This is a genomic window from Caryophanon latum, from assembly GCF_001700325.1.
Taxonomy (GTDB): Bacteria; Bacillota; Bacilli; order Bacillales_A; family Planococcaceae; genus Caryophanon; species Caryophanon latum.
In genome coordinates this window covers 14207-40006 of sequence record NZ_MATO01000029.1, presented here as the reverse complement: position 1 = coordinate 40006, position 25800 = coordinate 14207, and the positions used below count along the sequence as shown (strand labels likewise).

The 25800-nt window shown below is 45.0% G+C and carries 27 protein-coding genes; 14 read left to right on the top strand and 13 right to left on the bottom strand.

Translation table 11 applies throughout. The annotated features are described in order from the left end of the window. Positions 1–564, top strand: a complete 564-nt coding sequence (locus A6K76_RS07040; protein WP_066463478.1) for a GNAT family N-acetyltransferase — start codon at positions 1–3, stop codon at positions 562–564. 121 nt (positions 565–685) lie between these two features. Here A6K76_RS07040 and A6K76_RS07035 read toward each other — a convergent pair whose 3' ends face one another. From A6K76_RS07035 to A6K76_RS07030, 3 genes are all read right to left on the bottom strand, one after another. Then, entirely contained in the window at positions 686–1288 is a 603-nt protein-coding gene (locus tag A6K76_RS07035) for a beta-class carbonic anhydrase (RefSeq protein ID WP_066463477.1), read from the bottom strand. Between the two features lie 364 nt (positions 1289–1652). Continuing rightward, positions 1653–1829 (bottom strand): hypothetical protein, encoded by a 177-nt coding sequence (locus A6K76_RS16765; RefSeq protein WP_169817991.1) that lies wholly within the window; start codon positions 1827–1829, stop codon positions 1653–1655. Positions 1830–1916: 87 nt separating this feature from the next. After that, on the bottom strand, positions 1917–3152 hold the full coding sequence (locus tag A6K76_RS07030) for an aminopeptidase (RefSeq protein ID WP_066463476.1): 1236 nt from the start codon (positions 3150–3152) through the stop codon (positions 1917–1919). Between the two features lie 192 nt (positions 3153–3344). Here A6K76_RS07030 and motA point away from each other — a divergent pair, with 192 nt between their 5' ends. From motA to A6K76_RS07010, 4 genes are all read left to right on the top strand, one after another. Continuing rightward, the gene (gene motA / locus A6K76_RS07025) at positions 3345–4142 is read left to right on the top strand and encodes a flagellar motor stator protein MotA (RefSeq protein ID WP_066463475.1); all 798 of its coding nucleotides are present in this window, start codon (positions 3345–3347) and stop codon (positions 4140–4142) included. Beyond that, complete coding sequence (gene motB, locus A6K76_RS07020) at positions 4135–4932, top strand: flagellar motor protein MotB (protein ID WP_066463473.1); 798 nt, start codon at positions 4135–4137, stop codon at positions 4930–4932. Before motA ends, motB begins: the two co-directional genes overlap by 8 nt. 106 nt (positions 4933–5038) lie before the next feature. Then, complete coding sequence (locus tag A6K76_RS07015) at positions 5039–6130, top strand: carbohydrate kinase (RefSeq protein ID WP_245671966.1); 1092 nt, start codon at positions 5039–5041, stop codon at positions 6128–6130. 1 nt (position 6131) lies between these two features. After that, a complete protein-coding gene (locus A6K76_RS07010) occupies positions 6132–7040 on the top strand; it encodes a pseudouridine-5'-phosphate glycosidase (protein ID WP_066463471.1) in 909 nt (302 codons plus the stop codon). Positions 7041–7162: 122 nt separating this feature from the next. Here A6K76_RS07010 and A6K76_RS07005 read toward each other — a convergent pair whose 3' ends face one another. Continuing rightward, positions 7163–7384 carry a DUF1128 domain-containing protein gene (locus A6K76_RS07005; RefSeq protein WP_066463469.1) on the bottom strand — a complete coding sequence of 74 codons (222 nt, stop codon included), beginning with the start codon at positions 7382–7384 and terminating at the stop codon, positions 7163–7165. 260 nt (positions 7385–7644) lie between these two features. Here A6K76_RS07005 and A6K76_RS07000 point away from each other — a divergent pair, with 260 nt between their 5' ends. Both A6K76_RS07000 and A6K76_RS06995 read left to right on the top strand, forming a co-directional pair. After that, positions 7645–7983, top strand: a complete 339-nt coding sequence (locus tag A6K76_RS07000; protein ID WP_066463467.1) for a hypothetical protein — start codon at positions 7645–7647, stop codon at positions 7981–7983. Positions 7984–8007: 24 nt separating this feature from the next. After that, on the top strand, positions 8008–8940 hold the full coding sequence (locus A6K76_RS06995) for a YihY/virulence factor BrkB family protein (RefSeq protein ID WP_066463465.1): 933 nt from the start codon (positions 8008–8010) through the stop codon (positions 8938–8940). Positions 8941–8980: 40 nt separating this feature from the next. Here A6K76_RS06995 and A6K76_RS06990 read toward each other — a convergent pair whose 3' ends face one another. The 4 genes from A6K76_RS06990 to A6K76_RS06975 all read right to left on the bottom strand — a co-directional run bounded on the left by A6K76_RS06990 (position 8981) and on the right by A6K76_RS06975 (position 15361). After that, entirely contained in the window at positions 8981–9367 is a 387-nt protein-coding gene (locus tag A6K76_RS06990) for a carboxymuconolactone decarboxylase family protein (protein WP_066463463.1), read from the bottom strand. A gap of 61 nt (positions 9368–9428) precedes the next feature. Further along, positions 9429–11309 carry a heavy metal translocating P-type ATPase gene (locus A6K76_RS06985; protein ID WP_066463461.1) on the bottom strand — a complete coding sequence of 627 codons (1881 nt, stop codon included), beginning with the start codon at positions 11307–11309 and terminating at the stop codon, positions 9429–9431. A 172-nt stretch (positions 11310–11481) separates the two neighbouring features. Further along, positions 11482–13365 (bottom strand): heavy metal translocating P-type ATPase, encoded by a 1884-nt coding sequence (locus tag A6K76_RS06980; protein WP_066463460.1) that lies wholly within the window; start codon positions 13363–13365, stop codon positions 11482–11484. 457 nt (positions 13366–13822) lie between these two features. After that, positions 13823–15361, bottom strand: coding sequence for a fumarate hydratase (locus A6K76_RS06975; protein ID WP_066463459.1), 1539 nt, complete (start codon positions 15359–15361; stop codon positions 13823–13825). A gap of 185 nt (positions 15362–15546) precedes the next feature. On the opposite strand from A6K76_RS06975, the gene A6K76_RS06970 reads away from it, so the two are divergent. Next, on the top strand, positions 15547–16320 hold the full coding sequence (locus A6K76_RS06970) for a YwqG family protein (RefSeq protein WP_066463458.1): 774 nt from the start codon (positions 15547–15549) through the stop codon (positions 16318–16320). Positions 16321–16369: 49 nt separating this feature from the next. On the opposite strand, the gene A6K76_RS16760 is transcribed toward A6K76_RS06970, so the two are convergent. Beyond that, positions 16370–16546, bottom strand: coding sequence for an SE1561 family protein (locus A6K76_RS16760; RefSeq protein WP_169817990.1), 177 nt, complete (start codon positions 16544–16546; stop codon positions 16370–16372). Between the two features lie 160 nt (positions 16547–16706). Here A6K76_RS16760 and A6K76_RS06965 point away from each other — a divergent pair, with 160 nt between their 5' ends. Continuing rightward, positions 16707–17207, top strand: a complete 501-nt coding sequence (locus A6K76_RS06965) for a GNAT family N-acetyltransferase (protein WP_066463456.1) — start codon at positions 16707–16709, stop codon at positions 17205–17207. Between the two features lie 37 nt (positions 17208–17244). On the opposite strand, the gene A6K76_RS06960 is transcribed toward A6K76_RS06965, so the two are convergent. From A6K76_RS06960 to A6K76_RS06950, 3 genes are all read right to left on the bottom strand, one after another. After that, complete coding sequence (locus A6K76_RS06960; protein WP_066463454.1) at positions 17245–17967, bottom strand: hypothetical protein; 723 nt, start codon at positions 17965–17967, stop codon at positions 17245–17247. 121 nt (positions 17968–18088) lie between these two features. After that, positions 18089–19465: a 23S rRNA (uracil(1939)-C(5))-methyltransferase RlmD gene (gene rlmD, locus A6K76_RS06955; protein ID WP_066463453.1), complete on the bottom strand. Its 1377-nt coding sequence runs from the start codon at positions 19463–19465 to the stop codon at positions 18089–18091. 64 nt (positions 19466–19529) lie between these two features. Next, positions 19530–20471: a TIGR01777 family oxidoreductase gene (locus A6K76_RS06950; RefSeq protein WP_245671965.1), complete on the bottom strand. Its 942-nt coding sequence runs from the start codon at positions 20469–20471 to the stop codon at positions 19530–19532. Positions 20472–20689: 218 nt separating this feature from the next. Here A6K76_RS06950 and recX point away from each other — a divergent pair, with 218 nt between their 5' ends. The 5 genes from recX (at position 20690) to A6K76_RS06925 (ending at position 24662) form a co-directional block, all read left to right on the top strand. After that, positions 20690–21499: a recombination regulator RecX gene (gene recX / locus A6K76_RS06945; RefSeq protein ID WP_066463452.1), complete on the top strand. Its 810-nt coding sequence runs from the start codon at positions 20690–20692 to the stop codon at positions 21497–21499. Then, entirely contained in the window at positions 21492–21821 is a 330-nt protein-coding gene (locus A6K76_RS06940) for a YfhH family protein (protein WP_066463451.1), read from the top strand. Before recX ends, A6K76_RS06940 begins: the two co-directional genes overlap by 8 nt. Position 21822: 1 nt before the next feature. After that, positions 21823–22089: a YfhJ family protein gene (locus A6K76_RS06935; protein WP_066463450.1), complete on the top strand. Its 267-nt coding sequence runs from the start codon at positions 21823–21825 to the stop codon at positions 22087–22089. Between the two features lie 169 nt (positions 22090–22258). Continuing rightward, positions 22259–23752 carry a class I adenylate-forming enzyme family protein gene (locus A6K76_RS06930; protein WP_066463449.1) on the top strand — a complete coding sequence of 498 codons (1494 nt, stop codon included), beginning with the start codon at positions 22259–22261 and terminating at the stop codon, positions 23750–23752. 13 nt (positions 23753–23765) lie between these two features. Next, positions 23766–24662: an NAD(P)H-dependent flavin oxidoreductase gene (locus A6K76_RS06925; RefSeq protein WP_066463447.1), complete on the top strand. Its 897-nt coding sequence runs from the start codon at positions 23766–23768 to the stop codon at positions 24660–24662. 30 nt (positions 24663–24692) lie between these two features. Here the strand turns inward: A6K76_RS06925 and A6K76_RS06920 are convergent, their stop codons facing one another. Next, on the bottom strand, positions 24693–25733 hold the full coding sequence (locus tag A6K76_RS06920; RefSeq protein WP_066463445.1) for a metal-dependent hydrolase: 1041 nt from the start codon (positions 25731–25733) through the stop codon (positions 24693–24695). Positions 25734–25800 lie beyond the last annotated feature (67 nt).

The following is a 25800-nucleotide window of genomic DNA, read 5'->3' as shown; positions in this document are numbered from 1 at the left end:
GTGGTCATCGTAACGGGGAAAAAGGTTATATTACGGACGTTTACTGTAAATGACGCGCAGCAAGTAACGCAGCTTGTCGCGCGCAATAAATATCATTGGTCGCAGTTTGAGCCGCTGCACCATGATCATTTTTATACGTATGACACGCAATATCGTAAAATTGTTGAAAGTCTCAATTTAATGCGTGCAAATCGCGAGTATGTGTTCGGCATTTTTGATCAGGAGACGACGCAGTTAATCGGGCAAGTGTCGCTTTTTTCGATGAAGCGGCTGCCGTACGCAAGTGGATTGATTGGCTACTCAATCGACGAGAAGTTTGTCGGGCGAGGAATCGCATCAGAGGCGCTATCACTTGCGATTCAATTCGCATTTCAAACGGCGAAACTTCATCGATTAGAGGCATACGTGTCACCAAACAATATCGGCTCGATTCGCGTGCTAGAGAAAAATGGCTTCGTGCGTGAAGGACTGCTTCGTCAGCTATTATTCATTAATGGCACATGGCAAGATCATTATTTATATGCGTTACTTGTGGATGACTACAATGCAATGAACGAGGAATAAAAAAGTGGGAAGCAAAAGTGAATTGCAAGCGTTCGATGGATGAGGTTCAACGGAGAACAGTAAAAGCGTTATCGGGAAAGTACATTTCCTGATAACGCTTTGTTTTGTGTCTACTTGTTTGTTATTCTGCGCGTTCTGTAATTGGTTTGTTTAATGCGCCGTTTGGTTTGTTGCCATCGACGATTAAATCGAGTTTCCCAGAGCTTGGATCGATAATTAAACCGTGAACTGGAATGTCAGGCACCATTAATGGGTGATTGCGAATGACGTCACAGCTTTTCGTTACGCTCGTCGCTACGTCACCGAAGCCGCGTAACCAACCTTTTAAATCAACACCTGAGTAGTTGACGATGTTTAATGTTTCTTCCGTAATGCCACGTGCTTTCATTTCATCGATTAAAGCAATTGGATCGACTGAGCTCATGCCGCAGTCGTAATGTCCGATTACATATACTTCGTCTGCTTGGAGTGCGTATACCGCCACAAGTAAACTACGCATAATCGAGCCGAATGGATGTGCAACTAATGCACCTGCACTTTTAACGATTTTCACATCGCCGTTACGTAAGTTCATCGCTTTCGGTAATAATTCTACTAAACGTGTATCCATACACGATAAAATAACAATTCGTTTGTCAGGGTATTTCGTTGTAATATATGGCTCATACATTTTGTACTCAACGAATGAGTCGTTAAATTTTAAAATTTCGTCTAACATTGACATTTGTTTGCACCATCCTTTTCTTATATTTTACTTGATATAAGGAACAATTAGTGTAATACTAGCAATTTTCAAAAATTTTTTAACGAAATATAGAGGGAAGTGAGCGTGTTGTCGAAAAATTCATATATTTATTTTTTATAAAGATATAACGAAAAAGTTATAAATGGTCGTAATTGCTACTTTAGTTTCAGTTCGGTGCTGCGAGTACTAATGACGGAGACTTTAATTTAACGGTGAGAATTAAGAAAGACAGCAAACGCTATTACACGAGCTACCGTCTGCATGAAAGCTGTTGAGAGCAACGATAAAGCGAGCAGCATAAGTATAGGCAGTTAAATGCCGTGCTCGTGCTGCTCGCCTTACCTTAATGCTTTGTTTGTGCAACATGCTCATTTGTCACAGGTTTGTGATCAATAATGAGCGCATCGTTCGTATTTAACCCTTGGAATAATACAAAAATAAAATAACCGAGTGCAACTAAAATGAGTATAGTGTAGCCTAAAACTGTCGTTAAGTATTCAGCGAACGTGCCAACATCCATTTACAATTCACTCCTTTAGAAACGATGTATTCTATCTATTGTATAACAAAAAAATGTATTTTTGTAGAAAAAATAATCATTTATAACTTAAAATGCCCAATTGCCTGCGCGGAAAATTGGCTCGACTTGTCCGTCCGCTGTAATGCCGTCAATGTCCATTTGCGCAGAGCCGACCATGAAATCAACGTGCGTTAATGAACGGTTTAGTCCGTGCGCTGCTAATTCTTCTTGAGACATTTCTTTGCCGCCTTCTAAGCAAAATGCATACGCGCTGCCGAGTGCGAAGTGGTTGGATGCATTTTCGTCAAATAGCGTGTTGTAAAAAAGTAAGCCAGATGCTGAAATTGGTGATTCATGCGGCACGAGTGCAACTTCACCTAAATAGTGCGAGCCTTCATCTGTTTCAACGAGCGATTTTAAAATGTCCTCGCCTTGCTCGGCTGTAACGTCCACGATGCGACCGCTCTCAAATGTTAATTTAAAGTTGTCGATAATGTTGCCGCCGTAGCTAAGTGGCTTCGAGCTCGATACGTAGCCGTCCACACCGTCGCGATGAGGGGTTGTGAACACTTCCTCTGTCGGCATGTTTGCCATAAATTGTGTGCCGTTTACGTTGACGCTTCCTGCACCACACCATAAATGTCCGTCTGGTAGTGCGACCGTTAAATTTGTGCCTGGTGCTTGATAATGAAGCTTCGCATACTTTTTAGCATTTAAATATTCAACTTTTTCGTGTAGCGTGTCGTTATGCGTTACCCATGCGTCGATTGGTGCTTGTAAGTCAGCGCGTGTTGCTTTAAAGATTGCTTCCCATAGCGCCGCAACTTGCTCGCTCGCTGGAAGTTCAGGGAATACTTTTGCAGCCCAAGCTTGTGACGGTGCGGCAATTACAGTCCAGCTAATTTTGTCTGACTGTGCGTACTCGCGGTATTTATACAATGCTTGCGCCGCTGCTTTTTGCGCCGCAGCAATGCGCGTGCCGTCGATGCCTTTTAATAAGTCAGGGCTTTGTGACACGATGCTCATGAACGCGCAGTTTTGCTCAGCAAGTGATTCGCGCTCAAGCTTTTTCCACTCAGGGAAGAAGTCGAATGAATCGTCTGGTGCGAGCTCGTAGCGTAAACGTGTTAGCTCGTCGTCTACTAAATCAACGAACACTTGGCGAGCGCCCGCCTCATATGCTTTTTTCGTTACGAGGCGCACAAAGTCCATGTTGTCGACAGCGGCTGTAATGTAAAGAAACTGATTTTTTTGGATATTTACACCTACTTTTACAGCTAATTCAGCGTAGTTCGATAATTTTTGTTCAAATGTTAAGTCCATTTTCTTAACTCCTCTCAATATGTTCATCCCCTATAGTAACAATATTAATTCGAAATAATCAAATGTTACGAGACAGTGACTAATTCAGTACATTTACATCGAAAAAATACGGGAATATTTATATACTGTGTTTAAGCATAGCGCATACGTGTCGAAATAAAAGAGAATGAGTAAGTTGTTGGAGGTAGAGAAATGGATATATCATCAGTTGTTGGTGTAGTGTTTGGCTTCGTTACTTTACTCGCAGGGATTGTAATGAAAGGTGTACCGATTACGAACTTATTCGTACCAGCCGCATTATTAATCATTATCGGTGGTACGTTAGCGACAGTAATCATTGCATTCCCAATGAAAGAGTTAAAGCGAATTCCAAGCATTTTCAAAATTTTATTCACGGAAACAAAATTGCCTGAAAACGCTGAAATTATTGAGCTGTTTGGGAAATGGGGCGAGCTAGCTCGTCGTGAAGGCTTATTAGCGCTAGAAGGCCCAGTTAGTGAAATTGAGGACGATTTCTTAAAAAGCGGCTTAACATTAGCGATTGATGGTCAAAATGCGGATTACATTCGCGACGTTTTAACAGAAGAAGTAGAAGCGATGGAAGATCGACATGCATCTGGAGCTGCGATTTTCACACAAGCAGGTACATATGCACCGACTCTTGGGGTACTAGGAGCGGTAGTAGGTTTAATCGCGGCATTAGCCGACATGTCTGATATCGACAAGTTAGGTCATGCCATCTCAGCGGCATTCGTTGCGACATTATTAGGGATCTTCACTGGTTACGTATTATGGCATCCATTTGCGAACAAAATGAAACGTAAATCAGCGGTAGAATCAAAACAAAAACGTATGATGATTGAAGGCGTTTTATCTGTATTAGAAGGTGAATCAGCAAAAGTCATCCAACAAAAATTAGCATCATATTTACCAGCATCAGAACGTAAGCAAATTACAGGAAAGGGAAGCGAGGGAGGCGACCTTGGCTAAACGTCATAAAAAGCATAAGCATGAGGATCACGTCGATGAATCCTGGCTAGTTCCTTACGCTGATATTTTAACTTTATTATTAGCACTTTTCATTGTATTATTTGCGTCGAGTACAGTTGATCAAAAAAAGTTGAACGAAATGTCAACGGTGTTCAACTCGATTTTCATGGGTGGAGAAAGTGTTATGGAGTATCCATCACCTGTTGAACCGATGGAGACTGACACAACAATAAAGAAGCAAGAAAATTCGCAAGCAGCGTATAATATGGACCAAAAAGAATTACAAGAAATCCAAGCAAACGTTGATAATTTTATTGCCGTAAATGAATTAGAAGGTTCATTGGAAACGACGATGACTGACGAAGGCTTACTTGTGACGATTCGAGATGGCGTATTATTCGCTCCAGCCTCTGCGACGATTGCAGCTGATAATAGACAGCTTGCAAATGAATTGTCGGAATTACTTGTGTTTGACCCAGCACGTAATGTTGTCATTACGGGGCATACTGACAACGTGCCAATTAACTCTCCAGCATTTGAATCAAACTGGGAGTTAAGTGTAATGCGTGCAGTAAACTTCTTGAAATTATTAATTGATTCAAACCCGGCGCTGGATCCGTTACATTTTAGTGCAAAAGGATATGGTGAATACCACCCGATTGCAGATAATGGCACAGCAGAAGGGCGTTCGAAAAACCGTCGTGTAGAAGTATTAGTTCAACAACGCGTCTTAGAAGATGGTACACAAATCGAAGTTGAAAGCGATACGACACCACCGGCAACGAACTAAAAAACACGATACAAAGCAGCTGCTTTGTATCGTGTTTTTTCACGTTTACTTGACATTTTCCAAACAAAAGTTTAAAGTGTTAAACAAAAGTTTATGGAGCTGGTGGATGATGAATGAAAAAGAGCAGCGCGTACTCGAGCTACTGCGTCAAAATCCATTTTTATCTCAGCAGGAAATGGCACAGCAGCTCAACATGTCGCGCCCAGCAGTAGCAAACATTTTGTCAGCGTGCATGAAAGATGGCAAGCTACTCGGGCGCGCTTACGTATTCCCGGAGGCAAAACATATCGTATGTATTGGCGGGGCAAACGTCGATCGTAAAATTCATATTCGCGGCGCATTGCATATGGCGACGTCGAACCCGGCAACGTCTGAAGAAACAGTCGGCGGTGTCGCACGAAACATTGCGGAAAACTTAGGACGTTTAGGTGAATCCGTGCGTCTCATAACCGTCGCGGGTGACGATGCGGCGTGGGCAATGATTGAAGAGCAAAGTAAGCCATATATGAATGTTGCAGCTGTCGAAAAATTATCGACGCATCAAACAGGCACGTACACAGCCGTTTTAAATGAAGCAGGTGACTTAGTGCTAGCAGCGGCCGATATGGACATTTACGACATGTTAACAGAAGCGCTAGTACAAAAGCATGAGCAGCTATTTATCCATGCAAAATATATCGTTGCGGATTTAAACTGTCCGAAAGAAACGATTGCGTATTTGCAGCAAGTTGCGACAGTGCATCGCATACCGCTCATTGCCGTGCCAGTATCGTCACCGAAAATGGCGAATTTGCCAGATGATTTCACCGGCATTACGTGGCTTATGTGCAATCGAGATGAGGCGGAATCTCTTGTTGGCTACAGTTTGTATGAAGACGCGCAGTTTGAACAGGCGTTGCAGCACATTCAGCAGCGCGGCGTCGAAAATGTCGTCATTACAAACGGCAGCGAAAAAGTATGGCTGCGAGCTGCGAGTGGTGATGTGCTAACGAAGGATATTGAAGCAGTCGAGCAAGTCGTCGATGTAACAGGTGCAGGTGATGCGTTTGTTGCGGCATTCATTTACGGCATTTTAGCAGAACAAACGCTAGACGAAACGCTGCAGTTAGCAATGACGAACGCACGTGAAACGATTCAATCAACGCATACAGTGCGAAAAAATATTACGAAAAATCAACTTCATACGGAGGCAAACTAATATGCAACAATACATCGTTTATTCAGAGGAAGTACAGCAAGCAAAGGAGCAAGGGCTACCGGTCGTTGCGCTTGAGTCAACAATTATTTCACACGGCATGCCTTACCCACAAAACGTACAAACAGCGCGCGAGGTCGAGCAAATTATTCGCGATAATGGCGCAGTGCCAGCAACAATCGCATTGATCGACGGCAAAATTAAAATCGGTTTATCAGAAGACGAATTAGAAATGTTCGGCAACGCAGCAAACGTCGCAAAAGCATCTCGCCGTGATATCGGCTACTTACTGGCGACGAAAAAAATCGGTGCGACAACTGTTGCAGCGACGATGATTTGTGCAGAGCTTGCTGGCATTGAACTGTTCGTAACAGGTGGTATCGGTGGCGTTCACCGCGGGGCAGAAACGACGATGGACATTTCAGCGGATTTAGAGGAGTTGTCGATGACGAACGTAGCGGTCGTATGTGCGGGGGCAAAATCAATTTTAGATATCGGTTTAACGCTTGAATATTTAGAAACGAAAGGTGTGCCAGTAATTGGCTACGGTACGGACGTATTGCCAGCGTTTTACACGCGTGAGTCGGACTTCACTGTTAATTTCCGCGCTGATTCAGCTGAAGAAGTGGCGAGCATGATGCGTGCGAAATGGGATTTAAACTTACGTGGTGGTGCGGTAATTGCAAATCCAATTCCACAAGCAGATGCAATGGACGCGACGTTTATAAACGACATTATTCAAAAAGCACTTGCCGAAGCGGACGCACAAGGTATTACAGGCAAAAATGTCACACCGTTTTTGCTAGGCAAAGTAAAAGAGTTAACAGAAGGAAAATCGCTAGACGCGAACATCGCATTAGTGAAAAACAATGCGAAAATTGGCGCGGCGATCGCAGTAGCGTTACAAAAATAAGCTCGAATATGCGTATCGCGAGCTAGCGAAAAGTAGCGCCCGTAACGAATGAAAGCAAAACATGTAAAAACGCTAGAGCAACGGCGAAATGATTCGTCTGCTCTAGCGTTTTTTTATGCATGTTATTTACGTAATGAACCAAGCTCTGCGACAATTGCTTGCATTTCGCTTGGGCTAAACGTATCGCGCTTCATTACCATGTTGTATAAATAAAGTAAGTCCTCGTATTGCTCTTCGCTGAAATTTTCAGACTTCATCGCATCTACGTTTACCATACGTAATTTATCTTTCATTTGGTCGATCATGTAAATGACATTTTCTTTTGATGGTGTTGTTAAATCCATACGATAGTTCCCTCCGTTTGCTAGAATACTGGCTTATGTTGCTCTTTGCGTCGAGGCAGGATTTCCCTGCTTTTTGCTTTTTATAAAAGATAATTGAACCAGAATACTTCCATCTTTTCATTTTCATGTTGAAAAGTCAACTACTGAACGGGTATGCGACTTTGCACTTTGGAAGTTTTTCGATAAAATGGAATTGTAGGCGGTTATTGCCGCATATTTTAGGGAATAGCTTTTATTAGAAGCAGGAGGAGAAGATGACTATGGGGCAAAATAAACTTTTCAAAGCAGTTATTGCAGGTGCGATTATTGGTGGGATTGTGAGTATGTTTGACCGTGCGACACGTGAATCAACAGTGGCGACGGTGAAAACGACGTCAGAGCGCGTGAAATATTATGCGCAAAATCGCGACGAGTTAATGCAAATGGTCGAAGGTAAAATTGAACAAGCGCAATCGTTATACGACACAGCGCAAACGAGCATTACGAAGCTTGTTGAAAATGCAGATCAGTTAAAAGGTTTGCCAGAAACAATTCAAGCGATGGTCGGCGATACGCAAAAAGCATTCGCAAAAGATGAAACGACAAACGGAGCAAACTAAACGCGTTAGAAGGGTGGAAGGTATATGGCACAGAAGAAACAAGGCATCGTTGCAACGGTGATGGAAATTGCAGCACCAGATGAAGCGAAAATAGATATTACGACGACAAAAGGTGTCATTCAAGACTTCATTTTGCGCGTCAAAGCGGTAGATATCGGCTCACTCGGCGCACAGCTAGCTTACTTTTTCCTATTATCCTTCTTCCCGCTTCTCATTTTTTTAGTTACATTATTACCGTTTTTAAATTTAGATGAACAAGCAATGTATGAGTTTTTAGATGACGTCATGCCGCCAGAAGTGTATTCGCTCATTTCAGGTGTGCTACAGGAAGTGTTAACGAACCAAAGTGGCGGCTTACTGTCAATCGGTATTTTAGGGACGATTTGGTCGGCGTCTAAAGGTGTCGATGCGCTCATGAAAGCATTGAACAAAGCATATGACGTAAAAGCGAAGCCTGGCATAATGAATCGTGTATGGTCGCTTATTTTCACCGTGTCGTTCGTCGCGATTATATTAGTAGCGCTCGTACTACCAGTATTCGGTCAGCAAATTGGTGACTTCATGGTAACGACATTTAATTTGAGCGAGCGCTTTAATGAAATTTGGAACGTCGTACGCTTCGTGTTACCGATCGTCCTCATTTTCGTTGTCATGAACTTAATGTATTGGATTGTGCCGAACACAAACCCGCGCATTCGTGTGACGAGTGTTTTCATTGGCGCGACATTTGCGACAGTCGCATGGTTTGCGTTAACGTACGGCTTCTCAATTTACATTAGCAACTTTGGTAATTATACGGCGACTTACGGCAGTATCGGTGGTGTAATTGTTCTCATGCTTTGGCTATATTTTACGGGCATGATTTTAATTATCGGCGGCATCATTAACGCGACGATGCAAAAGCGTAAAAACGTAAAAGAAGTACGAGCTGACAGTAAATCACCAACGTTTTATTAATATGAAAGGGAGCATGCTCATTGCAGCACGCTCCCTTTTTTTATACGTTTTGTTGCTGCGCGGCGAATACTTCTGAAGCGAGCGTTAAGGCATTTTGTACGCGCGGGAAGCCGATGTACGGAGCGAGCTGTAAAATCGCCTCGACAATTTGTGCCTCTGTTAAGCCCGCGTATAAACCACGTTTAATATGCGTTTTCGTTTGCGGAGCAGCCCCTTGCGTCACGACTGTTGAAATGACAACGAGTGCGCGCTCCTTCGCATCAAGCTCACCGCGGCTATAAATATCGCCGTATGCATATTCGACAATCAGTTTACGCAAATCTGGCGCGATATGAGCGAGTGCATCATTTGATACCATTTGCTGTAATTCTTCCTCTGAGACGTATTGACGCATCGTCTCCATCCCTTTGTTAAAACGTTCATTCATAAAAAACATCCCCCTTTATGCAATTATTCGACTGCACAAAGGGGGATTCCTTCTTTATTTGTTAATTTGTTCGAAGCATGCGCAGTCCATTTAAAATAACTAAAATGGTGCTACCTTCATGTCCGATAACGCCGAGTGGTAAATTGACGATTTGTAAAAAGTTCGACAACACGAGCAGTGCAATGACAGTCACTGAAAAAATAATGTTCTGCTTCACGATGCGCTGTAATTTTTTACTCATGCGCACAGCACGCTCGATTTTGCGTAAGTCGTTTTGCATAAGTGCAACGTCAGCTGTTTGCAGGGCTACCGCTGTGCCTTTGCCCATCGCAATGCCGACGTCTGCAAGCGCAAGTGCAGGAGCGTCATTAATGCCGTCACCGACCATTGCGATATGCTCGTGCGCTTGAATGTATTCCGCCTTCGTTTGTGGCAAACAGTTTGCAACAACTTCCGTTAAGCCGAGCTCTTTCGCAACAGCTGCTGCGGCAAGCTCGTTATCGCCTGTAAGCATGACCGGTGTAATTTTGTGTTTCTTTAGTGCGGCGATTGCGTCAGCCGCTTCATCACGCACCGTATCTTGCAGGGCAGCGGCTGCTAAAATGCGCTGCTCATTCGCTAAAAAGACGAGTGTTTTACCTGTTGGATCAATACCATATGTTTGTAAAAAGCTCATCGCGTTGTCTCTGCCGACGAAATCTGCTTTGCCGACGTCGTATGTGTGTCCATCATGCGTTGCGCGTAAGCCGAATCCTGGAATGTCTTCCATCGTTACGTCGCTCATGTGCAGCGTAGTTCGTTCCTCTGCGTAGTTCACAATTGCTTGAGCGAGCGGGTGGTGCGACTGTTTTTCGATCGTGCCGAGCAGCTGAAGCATATCAAGCTCATTTGCGCTCGCATCAACGGCAAAGTCAACAACGACAGGTTGCCCGATCGTCAGCGTGCCAGTTTTATCGAAAACGATGCGCTCAATGCGACTAAGCTGTTCGAAATGCTGCCCACCTTTAAATAAAATGCCTTGCTTTGCGCCTGATGAAATAGCGGCAAGTGTTGCAGGCATAACTGCGGCAACGAGTGCACACGGTGACGCAACAACGAGTAATACCATCGCACGGTAAAACGCGGTTTCATACGACCAATCAAATAAAAACACCGGTAAAAACATCATGACGCCGACGATGATTAACACCGCTTGCACGTAGCGTTCTTCAAATTTTTCGATGAACTGCTGCGTCGGTGCTTTGTCGTGCTGTGCTTGTTCAACGAGCGTGACAATTTGCTGGAATACGGTATTACTTGCTTCTGCTGTTACGCGAATCGTTAGCGCACCGTTAATGTTCATCGTGCCAGCAAATACCGCATCGCCGACTTCCTTCACAATCGGTACAGCTTCACCGCTTAGTGCTGCTTCATCGATAGACGAGCGACCTGTTAGTACTTCACCGTCAATTGGCACGCGTTCACCAGGCTTTACGAGAACGATATCGCCAATGTGTAGCGTGCTTACAGCAACTGTTTTGTGCATGTCGCCAATAACGCGCGTCGCCTCCTGTGGCTGTAGCTCGACAAGCGCGGATAATTCCTTTTCACTTTTGCTCAGTGCGTACGCCTCTAAGCCACCACTTACGGCAAAAATGAAAATGAGCAGTGCACCTTCTGCCCAGTAGCCAGTAATACATGCGCCAAGTGCAGCGAAGATCATGAGCATTTCGACGTTTAATTTTTTTTCACGAAACGTTTCGGTAATACCTTCCTTCGCTTTTGCATAGCCACCGATTAAAAAGGCGGCGATGTACGTGAAAATCGATAATTGTTCAACACCATTTGTTTGTAATAGCCAAGCAACGACGATTAAAATGCCAGAAACAGCTGCGGCGAGCAATTCACCGTACGCTTTTATATTCTCATTTAATGATAAGTATTCTCGATTATGTAATTGCATGTAAACCCTCCATTTCATTGTAAATGATTATCATTATCCTTTATTATAGTTATTTTTAATTTATAATTATTATAATCTAGTTAACAGTGAAATGGAAGGATTATGTATTATTTTTTAGTGTCTTTGCCGAACGAAAAAAGGAGATGTGCGTTACACACATCTCCTCATATATTTATTTCAGCATGCGTAAGCCGTTTAAAATGACGAACAGCACGCTTAGCTCATGTAGTAATACGCTAAACGGTAAATTTAACAGTTGTAAATAGTTCGTGCCAATTAAAAGCGTAATGACGATGACCGATACAGCGAGATTTTGCGTAATGATGCGCTGTAATTTGCGGCTCAGTGTGATCGCTTGGACGAGCTTGCGCAAATCGTTTTCCATTAACGCAACGTTCGCTGTTTCGAGTGCGACTGCCGTACCTTTACCCATCGCAATGCCGACGTCCGCAAGCGCCAGGGCAGGGGCGTCATTAATGCCGTCACCGACCATTGCGACGTGCTGCTGTGCCTCGATGTATGCCGCTTTTTCCTCTGGGCGTTTATTTGCTTCGATGTGCGCGATGCCAACCATTTCAGCGACGCTTTGTGCAGCATGCTCATTGTCACCGGTAAGCATGACAGGCTTAATGCCAAGTGCTTTTAACTGTGAAATCGCCATCGTTGCTTCCGGTCGAATCGGGTCTTGTAGCGATGCAACGGCGAGTAATACACCGTCCTCCTCTAAAAAGACGAATGTTTTACCGCGCGCATCGATGTTATGCTGCTTTAAAAATGCCTCAGCTGCGTGCTCGCCGACGAATGCTTCATTGCCGACACGAAACGAGCGCGTCGTCGTATGAGCGATCAACCCTTGCCCTGCAATTTCCTCAACTGTTAATGCTTCATACGTTAATGTGTAGCGAATCGATAGCTCCTTCACGAGTGCTTCAGCGAGTGGGTGATTCGATTTACTTTCAATTGCCCCGAGCAGTCGCAGCGTGTCATCTTTATTTTCGCCTTTTGCAACGACGACATCAACAACTTTCGGTGCGCTCATCGTCAGCGTGCCTGTTTTATCAAAGACGATTTGGCGCACGCGACTTAACGTATCGAAATGACTGCCACCTTTAAATAAAATACCTTGCTTCGCGCTTACGGAAATAGCGGCAAGCGTTGCGGGCATAATCGATGCGACAAGTGCGCTCGGTGATGCAATGACGAGCAGCACCATCGCGCGATAAAAGGACGTCTCAAACGACCAGTCGAGCAGTAATATTGGTAAAAACATCATAATGCCGACGACGAGTAACACGACTTGCACGTAACGTTGCTCAATGCGCTCAAGCAGCAATTGGGCAGGTGCTTTGTCGTTTTTCGCGCGCTCCATTAACGTTAAAATTTGTTGAAATACAGTGTCGTCTGCTTTTTTAGAAACGACGACCGTCACCGCATTGTGCAAGTTCATCGTACCGGCGAATACTGCATCGCCTGTTTCTTTATGAAGCGGCATCGATTCACCGCTTAGTGCAGATTCATCAATCGTCGCGTAGCCTTTAAAAATATGACCGTCAACGGGAATGCGCTCGCCAGGCTTTACTAAAATGTGATCGCCAATCGTTAAGTCTTTTACTGGAATCATAATCGGCGCAAAACCACCGCGTACGAGTGCCGCTTCTTGTGGCTGTAATTGAATGAGTGCAGATAAATCTTTTTGACTTTTGCGTAAAATGAGCGTTTCAAATGCACCGCTAATCGCAAAGATGAAAATGAGGAGCGCCCCTTCTGTCCAGTAACCTGTGAGACTTGCGCCAACTGCTGCGAGAATCATTAAAATTTCGACGTTTAATTTACGCTCGCGCACGCCTTTTAAAATGCCGCTTTTTGCTTTCGTGTAGCCTCCGAGGAAAAAGGCGGCGATGTACGTTAAAATGGCTGCTGTTTCTAAGCCGACGAGATCCATGCGCCAGGCGAATAAAATGAGTACGCCGACGATGATTGCAAGCAATAGCTCACCGTATGCCTTTAACGTCGTGACGAGTATGTGCTCTTTTTTTAGCTGTTGAGTAGTGGTCATATGATCCCTCCAATTTATTGCGTCCAGTTGCTCTAGGCGGCTCGCGTTCTTGGGGCACGGCTTGAGACATCCTCGCCACTCATGCTTCGTGGCTGTGGGGTCTCAAGTTTCGTGCTTTTCCCCAAGGAGTCTCGCCGCCATGCTTCTAGACGCTACATCGCCGAATAACATGAACGCTCAACACATGTTTTATTCCATTATAGTACACAGTAGTTGCGATAAGCGGTAACAATGTTTGTAATGAATATATTTTAGGGTGTAATCGTTTGCTCGTAACGAGAGAGGCGGACTCCAGCGGGAATAGCTCGCGTCGAAAGACCCCGCAGATACGAGGAACGAGTATCGAGGAGGCTTGAGCCGAGCCCGCGGAAAGCCTGCCTCGATCGTAAAGAATGACATTAGCGATAAACGTAAAAAAGCACGAGCGAGAATTTTCTCGCTCGTGCTCGTTAGGTGATTAGAATACGCGCTCAGCGTGTTGAGCTAATTTATCTAATGATGATTTCTCAACGTCTGCGTGTAATGAGTTCCCGTGAGAGTCCATCGTTACAACTGCTGTGAAGCCTTCAACAGATAAGTGCCACATTGCTTCTGGAATACCGAATTCCATTAAGTCTACGCCGTCAACTGACTTGATGCAGTCTGCGTAGTATTGTGCAGCACCACCGATTGCGTTTAAGTAAACGCCGCCGTGCTCTTCTAATGCTTTTAATGTTTTTGGACCCATGCCGCCTTTACCCATAACTGCGCGGATACCGAATTTTTTCATAATGTCGCCTTGGTATGGCTCCTCACGAATTGAAGTTGTTGGGCCAGCAGCTTTTACTACCCAGTTATCGTTTTCGTCTTTCGCCATTACTGGACCACAGTGGTAAATAATTTGACCGTTTAAGTCTACTGGAGCTTCAACGCCTTCACCGATTAAGTGGTGGTGGATTGCGTCACGGCCAGTGTACATACGACCAGTAATTTTTACAACGTCGCCCACTTTTAATGAACGGATTTGCTCTTCAGAAATAGGAGCTGTTAATTCTACTACTTTGTTGTCGCCAGCTTCTTCCTTTTCTTCGTCGCGGAACGTAATTTTTTCGCCTTCTTGGTAGTGCCAGTTGATGATCTCGCCTGTTTCAGGGTTGATGTCGATTGCCATGCGGCGGTATGCCCAACAGTTGTACGCTACTGATACGAAGAATGATGCTGGTAAGCGGTCCATTACGCCGATTTTACAGCCAAGTAATGTTGCTTCACCACCGAAGCCCATCGTACCTACGCCGAATGTGTTTGATTTCTCAACGATGTATTGTTCTAACTTCGCTAAGTCTTCAATTGGGTTTACGTCGTCAACGTGACGGAATAATTGCTCTTTTGCTAAATCGTAACCAGAAGAGCGGTCACCACCGATACCAACACCGATGAAGCCTGCTGAACAGCCTTGACCTTGTGCTTGCCAAACTGAGTGTAAAATACATTTACGAATACCGTCTAAATCACGACCAGCGCGACCTAAACCTTCTAATTCTGTCGGTAAAGAGTATTGGATGTTTTTGTTTTCACAGCCGCCACCTTTAAGAATTAGTTTAATTGTAATGTAGTCGTTTTCCCATTGTTCGAATTTCACAACTGGTAAGCCAGCGCCGATATTCGTACCAGAGTTTTTACCAGTTAATGAGTCTACTGAGTTTGGACGTAATTTTGCGTCGCCTGTAGCAGCCGCAATTGCTGTTTCGATCGCTTTGCGGATTTCGATTTGGTTTACGCCAACTGGAGTGTACACTTTGAATGTTGGTAAACCAGTGTCTTGGCAAATTGGAGATACGTTATCTTCCGCCATGACGATGTTCGTTGTAATTGTGTCTAAAGACATTGCAGCACGAGTACCCGCGTTTTCTGCTTCCTTCGCTGCTTTAATTGCGCGACGAACGTCTTTAGGTAAGTTTGTAGAAGTTTCTGTTACTAAATTGTAAAGGCTTTTCTCTAAGTTTTGTAAGTATGCCATACTATTTTTCCCCCCAGAAAAATAAAAATGTATTAGGTAATTCCAACGTTCATTATACCCTTTTGCCGTCGTGAATAAAAGGTGAAAAGTAAGCGCTTTAGTTAGAATTTTTGCATTTTTAATTGATAAATACGAACATATGTTTTATAATTAACGTAACTTGAAAAGGAAGGTGTGGACAATAAATGACCGGAAAATTAATGTTACCGCAAGCTTTCGAACCTGCACGAGCATTTTTTGAGCAAAGCGTTCAGCCGTATATACACATTACGCTGCAAAAAGATGAGTCGATTTCTCGCACAGATAGCAAGTTGTTTGGTGTGCCGTATTTCCCGTTAAATATGCCGTTTCCAACGAATAAAGATAATCGTCCGTTAAAGCTACTCGCACAGTTAAACTTCGCGCAAATGCCGAATTTTTCTTATTTCCCAACGACCGGCATATTGCAGTTTTTTATTGATCCATATGATGACATACATGGCATGGACTTTGACGACGGTACGAATCAAGCAGGATTTCGTGTCATTTATCATGAAGCAGTTGAGCAGATGATGGCAGAACAGGAGCTTCCGACATACGATGAGAGTGAATTAATGATGCCAGGAGTGCAGGAAGTGAAAATGCATTTCACACAAAAAACGCAGCCGATTAGCTTAGAGGATTTTCGCGCGCAGCATTTACCTAATGAAGTAGCCGAGCAATACGATGCATGGGACGACTACATCAAGTTACATTACAACGAGCCGCTTCATCAAGTTGGTGGATACAGCTTTTTTACACAAACGGACCCTCGTGAGTACGAATATAGCGATTATACTGTTATGCTTTTACAAATCGATTCGCAAATGGATCTCGATTTACTATGGGGTGACGTTGGCATCGCAAACTTTTTTGTGACAGAGGAGCAACTGAAAAATCGCGATTTCAGCCGCGTGTTGTATAACTGGGATTGCGGGTGAGCGAAAAGAGGCTATGCTAAAATGTAGATTTTTAGCATAGCCTCTTTCTTTATCGATTGTTGAACTGATCCATCTTTTGCTCTAAATCGTCCATCATTTGAATTAAGCGGTCGATATCGTCAAGCTCTGTCGTTTCAGGATCAATGGCATCTAGCACTTGTAAAAAAATTTGGAGACGCTCTTTTAAGTAGGTTACTTGCTGATCTTTATCTGAAATTGGTTTCATTTGAAAGCACCTCATTCGTTATTTCCTCCATAATATATGGAATGATGGAGCATTGCAATGAACGAAATAGGAATAGTTGTTGAGAAATTGAGAGTTTTTTGTTTTCAACCTCTTTGTAAACGTGAAATAATAAAGAGTACACATAAAGGGGGCAGAGCAAATGATTCGATTAGCAACAGCACATGACGCCGCGGCCATTGCAACGTTACAAATTCAATGCTGGCAGGCGACATATACAGAGCATGTGAGCGAGCAATTTTTACAGTCGCTGTCACATAAAAAGCGAACATATTTATGGGAAGATAATGTAGCGAATGAAAAAATGCATACGTTCGTGTTAGAAAAGGACGGGCAGCTTTTTGGCTTCGTTAGCGGCGGGCTCGTACGTAAGGAAAACTATCCAGGCTACGATGCGGAGCTGCTTAGTTTATACGTAAAGCCAGAACATAACGGCTTAGGGCATGGGCGCGATTTATTGAAACATTTTTTAACGTTAATGAACGAGCAAGGGGCGCATAAAGTGTATTTACGTGTCATTGACGATGCAGCGAGCTTGTCGTTTTTTGAAAAGCTCGGCGGACAGCCAATTGATGTGCAAGATGCAGTCATTGATGACGAGCATATTCGTTTATATACGTATGGCTTTGAGCAGTTAGTATAAAAAAAGGCGTGTGCGAAAATTTTCGCACATGCCTTTTTTATCGTGTTTGACGTTCTTCTGATTCGAAATAAATTTCAAAAACGTTCGTCGCGTCGATGCGTGACCAGTCAAGCCCATTTTTCATGAAGAAGCGCGCACCGAACGGCCAGTAAAACTGAAGCTCTGCCGCGTTTGATTCTTCCTCTGTAATGCCTTGCTCCTTTAGTACATCTTCATACGAGCCGTCGCCGCGAAGTTTCGCCTTATATGCTGCTACGTATTTTGGGTTTGCCTCAGCGCTCTTTAAAAAATCCTCATTGTAATCCATAAACGCATGGGCGATGTGACGAGGCTTGTCGCGCTCAAAATAAATATAAGCAGCAGCAGGGTGTGGCAGCTGTGCAACTGCTTCTTGTGGAATTTGGCGGAATGCTTTTTTATAGTCCTCGCTTAATTGACCTGTACGAATGTCGCTTGCTACTTTTGAAATTTCAATATGCATTGCTGCTAAATACGCGCGAATAGCATAGCTTGGATCTTCTTTTAAGTATGCAATTTTTGCTAAGTTGTAATACGTTGATTGCAGCTGGAATAGTATGAAATCAAGCGTTGCGGGCTCTGTGCCTTCTACAACGACTTGTGCTTCACCTGTTGCTTCGAATTGCTCAAGCGCATTGTTTAACGCCTTTAAGCCTTCTGAATAAAGTGATAAAGCTTCGTCATATTTGCCTTCACGTTTTAATGTGCGGGCTTGCTCATTAATTTCTTGAATTGTTGCCATCGTTGAAAAACCTCCTAAATCAATACGTTCAGCATACCATGAAAAAGTTCAAATAACACGCGTTGCTCTTTCGTGAAAATGTGAAAACGAGACGCCCTCAGTAAAGAGCATCTCGCTTCATTTATTGCTTTAATACGAGTTTACAAACTGCCTCGACATGTGCCGTATGCGGGAACATATCGACTGGCTGAATGTACTCAACGTCGTAAATTTTCGTTAGCTGCTGTAAATCTTTTGCAAGTGTTGACGGATTACAAGACGTGTATACGAAGCGCTTCGGTTTTACTTGTAAAACGGATTGAATGAAGCGGTCGTCTAATCCTGTACGCGGTGGGTCTACCGTTACAACGTCTGGCACGTAGCCTGATTTATGCCAACGTCCGAACCAGTCCTCTGCCTTGCCAGTAAAGTAACGTGCATGCTCGATGCCATGTGCTTTCGCGTTTGCTTTCGCATCGTCAATCGATTCAGCGATAATGTCCATACCACGAATTTCTTTTGCATCTTTTGCGAGCCATAAGCCGATTGTGCCGACGCCGCAATATGCATCAACTACCGATTCGTTACCTGTTAGCTCGGCTGCTTTTTTAATTTCATCGTATAAATGCACCGTTTGGATCGGGTTGAGCTGGAAAAATGCGCGTGACGATAAGTCGAATGCTAGTTCACCAAGCTCCTCGTGAATCGTGTCCTTACCCCATAGCGTGAACGTCTCCTCACCGAAAATAAGCGACGTTTTACTGCGGTTGACGTTTTGTGTAATCGATACGATTGACGGGTCGACTTTGCGAATGCGCTCTAACAGCTCCTCTTTCTTTGGAAGCTCGTTGCGCGTCGTTACTAAGCACACTTGCGTCTCACCTGTGCGAACTCCAGTGCGAACGACGATTGTGCGTACTAAGCCGCTTAACGTTTTGCCATCATAAATTGGAATATTAAGTTTTTGTAGCGCTTTACGCGTAGCGACTGTCACCTTTGAAGTTACTTCTTGTTGCACGAGGCAGTCGTTAATGTTTAGCAGCTTGTTTGAGCCTTCTGCAAATAGACCAGCATAAACGCGCTTGCCTTCTTGACGTACTTGGAACTGGGATTTGTTGCGGTAGTTCCACGGGTTTTCCATGCCGAGCGTCGGGCGAACGTCTGTCGTTTCAGCAACGTTGCGCACGTATTTTTCAAGTGCCTGCATGACGATGTCGCGCTTTTCGTTTAATTGCCCTTCGTACGTCATGTGCTGCAGCTGGCAACCGCCACACTCCTCATATACAGGGCAAGGTGCTTCTTGGCGGTACGGTGACGCTTTGCGAATGTTTAATACGCTCGCCTCGGCGAAATTACGTGAAATGTTCGTTACTTGTGCTGTTACTTCTTCTCCAGGAAGCGCACCTTTGACGAACACGACGTTGCGCTTAAAAAAGCCAACGCCCTCACCGTTAATGCCGAGACGTTTAATTGTTAATGGAAACTTTTGACCGACTTCCATTACAGCTTGTTGATTCATTTTGCCACGTCCTTCAATTTAGTCATCTCACCATTATACCGTGAAAAAAAGCTACGTCAAACAACTAAGGCGCGCTATGGAAAATGTGCTGAAGCGCTCGTTTTGCATCGGGGTAGTCGAACGTAAAGCCATGCTCGAGTAAAACGGTCGGCTTGACGAACTGCCCGTCGACAACGAGCGTGCTTTTCTCACCGAGTGCAAGCTTGAGCGCAAATGCGGGTACCGGTAGCCAGTGCGGAGACGTCAACACTTGTGCAAGCGTAGCGCCAAATGCATGCATCGTCATCGGTTTTGGGCTCACGACGTTGAACGGTCCGACGATGTTATGCGTGATCGCAAAGTATAGCGCCCGTGCAACATCATCTACATGCACCCACGACAGCCATTGCTTGCCGCTGCCGATACGCCCACCAACACCGAATTTATACGGCATTGCCATGAGCTTTAACGAATCCGCGTCCTCATGTAAAATGACACCGAAGCGTCCGATTGCTACGCGCACACCAAGCTCGTTTGCACGCTCAGCTTCTGCCTCCCAGTGGCGCACCGTCGTCCCTAAAAAGTCGTTTGCTAAATTCGTTTCTTGCTCTGTATATTCGTTCGTTTTTGATGTAGGGTAAATGCCGACAGCCGAAGCGTTTATGAGTACTTTTGGCTTTTGCTCCATCGCCTTCATAATGCGAATGACTTCTCGCGTTGCATCGATGCGGCTGCTGTAAATGGCGTCCTTCGTTTCGTCTGTCCAACGTCCGCTATTGAGTGACACGCCGGCTAAATTGACGAACGCATCGATCGCTTGTAAATGTTGTTCAGGTGCTGCATGTTCAGATAAGTAGTGAATGTAATGAATGCCGTTTTCAACCTTTTGCTCACCGCGTGTTAAAATGTATACAGTATGTTCGTTTTGTTGGAGAAGCTTTGTGAGCGCGCGCCCGACAAGTCCCGTTCCGCCTGTAATTGCAATGTTCACTTTCATCACCTCATCGTTTGTTTGTACTTGCATCATGTGTGTTGATTCATTAACGTTGATAGAGCGTAATTGGCGAGACTCCTTGGGGAAAAGCGTGAGACTTGAGACCCCGCAGACGCGACGTAGGAGCGGCGAGGAGGCTCAAGCCACGCCCCAGGAAAGCGAGCCGAATGAAGCGATTATCAACGAATATATCTTGCTATCTACATCATACGTATGTTTCACATAGAAAGCCAAAAAGGAGGGCTAGCATTATGAAAAAAATTACGAAAATTACGCGCCAAAAAAATAATGAGCAGCGCTACAACATATTTCTAGACGAGCAATATGCCTTTGCGGTCGATGAAGCAGTGCTCGTGCAGTTTGAATTAAAAAAAGGCAAAGTGCTCGACGAATTCGAAATCGGCGACATTACGTACGAGGAGGAAATTCGTAAGGCGTTTAACAAGGCGCTTCAATTTCTTGGATTTCAAATGCGCAGTGAGCACGAGGTGAAGGAGAAGCTGCTCGCACAAGGCTTTGGCGAGGCAGTCATTTTAGAGGCGATTCAAAAGCTGTACCATTATAAGTTTTTAGACGATGCGGCGTATTCAAAGGCGCTGCTCGAGACGAAAAAGAAAACGCAAAAAAAAGGTCCGCGTGCCATCGCGCAAGACATGCATAAAAAAGGCATCGACAAGGAGCTACAGCAGCAAGTGCTACAGCAGTATAGCGAGCAAGAGCAAATCGACGTGGCGATGCAGCTTGCGGAAAAGCTTGTGCGCAGCGAAACGAAAAAAACGCCGATGCAGCTAAAGCAAAAAATTCAAGACTTGCTCTTGCGTAAAGGCTATTCATTTGCGATTATTACGTCAGTGGTAGAAAATATAAAATTAGAGCGTCAAGACGACGACTGGGATGCGCTCATCGCGGTGCAGGGTGACAAAGTATGGCGCAAATACGCGGCGAAGTACGAAGGCTACGATTTGCGTATGCGCACGAAGCAAGCGCTGTACCAAAAAGGTTTCCCGAGCGAAGTTATTGATGCGTTTATTGAACAGAAGGAGTACGAGGAACATGAATGAAACGAATTATGCAAGCATGACCGAGCAGGAGCTGCGTCAAGAGGTTGCGAACTTACGTGAAAAAGCACGAAAAGCAGAGTCACTCGGCATCATTAACGAGTTCGCTGTTTACGAGCGCCGCATGTTAATGGCAGCATCTTATTTAGTTGATTTAGATACAATTATTCCGGGTGAGCTATACCGCATTGACGGAACACCGGGTGAATTTTTCCAAGTAGAATATTTAAAAGGGCGCTTTGCATGGGGCTATCGTTTAGGCGGCAATCGTCATGAGGAAGCATTACCAGTTGCACTGCTTGCGCCATTAAAGGTAGGGAAGTAACATGAACGATCGCATTGAAAGCTTAACGAATGCGCTGCTTGCGAAAAATAAAAACTTATCGGTCGCGAAAGCACGCACATGGATGGAGCTATTATGGTCTGATTTTGAATCAAGCTCAGCACGCGCAGGCTACGGCCCAGCAAACAAAGACGTTGTCGAAAACATTATTAAGCAATGGATTCAAGCGTACGGCGCAGAGCTGCACGAGTTTGCAGGACGCAATCCGAAGTACATTCATTTGCTAGAAGAAAGCGATGATTTTCAATAAGTAGAAGGAAGCTGTTCGAAGCGTTGATTTCGAACAGCTTTTTTCTGTTGATTGGAGGTTTTTGTTGTTTAATTCTCTTTTATTCTTTTATTTTCTCTTCTGTGCACTTTACAACTGAATCGTTATTCAATTACACTGAATGTATACACATGACAAAGGGGTGGCGAGCATGTTAGTAACGAACGATTTGAAACAGCGAGCAGAAGCGGCAAGTCAGCACGTAGCGACGGTTTATAACGGCAATGAACTCACATACGAGCAGCTTTGGACGCGCGCACAGCGTTTAGCGGCACATTTACAAAAGCGCTACAAAAAAGGAGATATTGTTGCGTTATTTTTAATAAACTCCGACGACTTACTCGTAGCGTATTACGGCATTCAGCTTGCGGGCTTAACCGTTATGCCGGTAAACACGAAGCTAGCGGTGCCTGAAATTGCCTATATTTTTGAGCATTCGCAAGCGCGTGTACTCATATATGATGAAGCGCTCCGTGACAAAGCACTCGCAACGACACATATGTTTGATGAGACGATTGTGCGAGGCGGTGTGAATGAATTGCAAGCGATTTTGGACGATGAACAATTAACGTATGAGCCGTACGACATGGACCCAGATGAAATGGCGGTCGTCATGTATACATCTGGCACGACCGGCAAGCCAAAAGGGGTCATGTTGTCACAGCGCAACGTGTACGAAGCGGCGGCGATTTGGTCGCAGTCGATGCAAATGACTGAGCACGATCGCATGTTCATTTGTACACCGCTCTTTCATTGTGCTGGCTTGCAAGTGTTTGCGGTGCCGACGTTACATGCAGGTGGTACGGTCGTCATTTCTGAGGCGTTTTCACCAGAAAGTACGTTGCAGGAGCTCGTTGATACGGACGCGACGATTTTTTTCGGCGTGCCAGCGATGTATATGATTTTGCTTAGTCGTGACGATACGAAAACGTTGTCGTTCCCGCATCTTCGTTTATTTTGCTACGGAGCGGCGCCAATGCCATACGAAATGGTACGTAAGCTAAAAGATACGTTTCCGAACGTGCGCGTACAAAACTTATACGGGCAAACGGAAAATTCACCAGCTGCGTCGTCACTGCTTGATGAAGATGCGCTTACAAAAATCGGTTCAGTCGGCAAGCCGCTACCGAAGACGCACATTCAAATTGTTGATGAGTACGGACAGCCATTACGAGTCGGGGCAGTCGGCGAAATTGCGGTGAAAGGTCCACAAGTGATGCTCGGCTATTTGCGCAACGAAGAAGAAACGGCACGTGCGCTACGTGACGGTTGGCTGCTGAGCGGAGATTTAGGACGATTCGATGACGAAGGGTTTTTATATATCGTCGACCGTAAAAAAGATATGATTTTGCGCGGCGGTGAAAATGTGTATCCGATCGAAGTCGAAGAAGCGTTGTACGAAATGCCCGAAATTTTAGAGGCGGCAGTCGTCGGCATCCCGCATGAAATTTACGGTGAAGTGCCAAAAGCGTACGTCGTCTTAAAAGAAGGGGTAGCGCTTACGGACGACGACATTATCGCCCATTGCAAAACGCGCCTCGCAAGCTATAAAGTACCTGCTGTCATTGAATATTTGAACGAACTACCACGCAACGCATCGGGCAAAGTGTTAAAGCATACGTTGCGCCCGACTGCGATAAACTAAAGGGGGATGTTTTATGTTACCAGTAATTGTTGCACCGATGTTTTTAATTTCAACACCGCAAATGGTCATTGAATCGAGCAAGGCAGGAATGATTGGCACGTTTCCGCTACTGAATGCGCGCCCTGCATCAGAATGTGCAAAATGGCTAAAGGAAGTGAAATCGGCATTACCGACCGAGCCGTGGGGAGTGAACTTCATTTGCCATGAGCGTGAAAATGTGCGCTATGCAGAGGACTTTGCGCTCATTCAACAGTACGAGCCACCGATCGTCATTACGTCGCTCGGTAACCCAGCACCTGTTGTCGAAGCGGTGCATGCATACGGCGGCAAAGTGTATAGCGACGTCATTTACGTGAAGCATGCGAAAAAGGCAGCGGCAGCCGGAGTGGACGGGCTCATTCTCGTTTGTGCGGGTGCAGGTGGTCACGGCGGTCAATTAAACCCGTTTGCATTCGTTTCGGAAGTGCGCGAATTTTTCGATGGCATCATTTGCTTGTCAGGGGCAATTTCTACAGGGGCGCACGTTGCAGCGGCAAAGCTGATCGGGGCGGATTACGCGTATGTCGGCACGCGCTTTATGACAGCAGCCGAGAGCAATTCACCAGAGCCGCTAAAAGATATGCTCATTGAAAGTGATATTGAGGATATCGTATATACGGACGCATTTAGCGGTGTGCATGCGAACTACTTAGTGCCGTCGATCGTCGCAAACGGATTAGACCCGAAAAACTTGCAGTCAAAAGGCAAGCTCGACTTTTCGGTAATGACCGACGCGAAAGCATGGAAGGACATTTGGTCAGCGGGGCAAGGTGTCGGTAGCGTGAAGCATAAGCAAACGATCGCACAAATTGCACAGCAGCTAGAGCGCGAGTATAAAGAAGCGCTAACGAAGCTAACAGCAACTGTATAAACAGCAAAAAAACTAGCCGCACGCGCGCGGCTAGTTTTTTTCTGTCGGCTTTAAAATACGGCTTTTCATTTTCTCAAATGAAGTTGGCATATTGCCTGCCCCAATCAGTAGTTTTTGCTGAAGCTTATCCTCTTGATAAATCCACCCTGTATATGACGACACGACTTTCGCATCTTCGGTTACGTGCGCGATCGCAACGAACGGATAGCGCTCGTTACTGCGGTAGCGCAAGTCGATTAAGCGCACTTCCGTTAAGCCATTTTCTAGCTCAGACATATCCCAGCGATAAATCGATGAAAACGACGTGAACGCACATAAGTTCGAATCGGCAAGTGCTGCTTCGACGATCGGCGTTTTCGGAATCGGCTCAATCGGGAATTTATCGTAAATCGTAATCGAGCGACCGTATGCGCGCCCGACGTAATAATGCGTTTTTGAACGAGCGGCAATGCGCCAATACCAAAAGCGCATCGTCGGAGCAACGATGATGAACTCCTCGTCTTGTAGCGTGTGGGCGACGGCTGTTTTAATTGCATTTTGCACACCAAAGCGTACAATATAATAGCCGACGATGATGACGTACATGATGCTAAACGTAATGACCGGATTCGCGCCGAAAGCCCATGCGGCAATACCGATGCAGTGCGCGATAAAGATGAACGGATCGAACGTGTTAATGACGCCGAGCGCGACCCATTTGTTTGAAAATGGGCGCAATGCTTGTGTGCCGTACGCGTTGAAAATATCGACGAACACGTGTAGGAAAACGGCTAAAAATGCCCAAAGCCACACATGTAACACATTCATTTCGGGTAAGAAACCATATAAAACAGCTGTAATGGCAATCGGCCAAAGCAGCACGGCTGGCACAGAATGCGTGATGCCGCGGTGGTTGCGAATGTAAACAGCGTTGTTGCGTAATTTTAAAACAGTATCAATATCAGGTGCTTGCGAGCCGAGCATAACAGCTGCGACGATCGCTGTATACGTAGTAGGTTGGGCAGTGACAGGATCAGCGAGTGCTAAACCGCTCAGTGCCACACCCATGACGACGTGGGTTGCAGTATCCAAAAGTATCCACTCCTTACAAGGTGACGTACAACTAAAACGGATGTATACCTTTAGTGTACATTGTTTT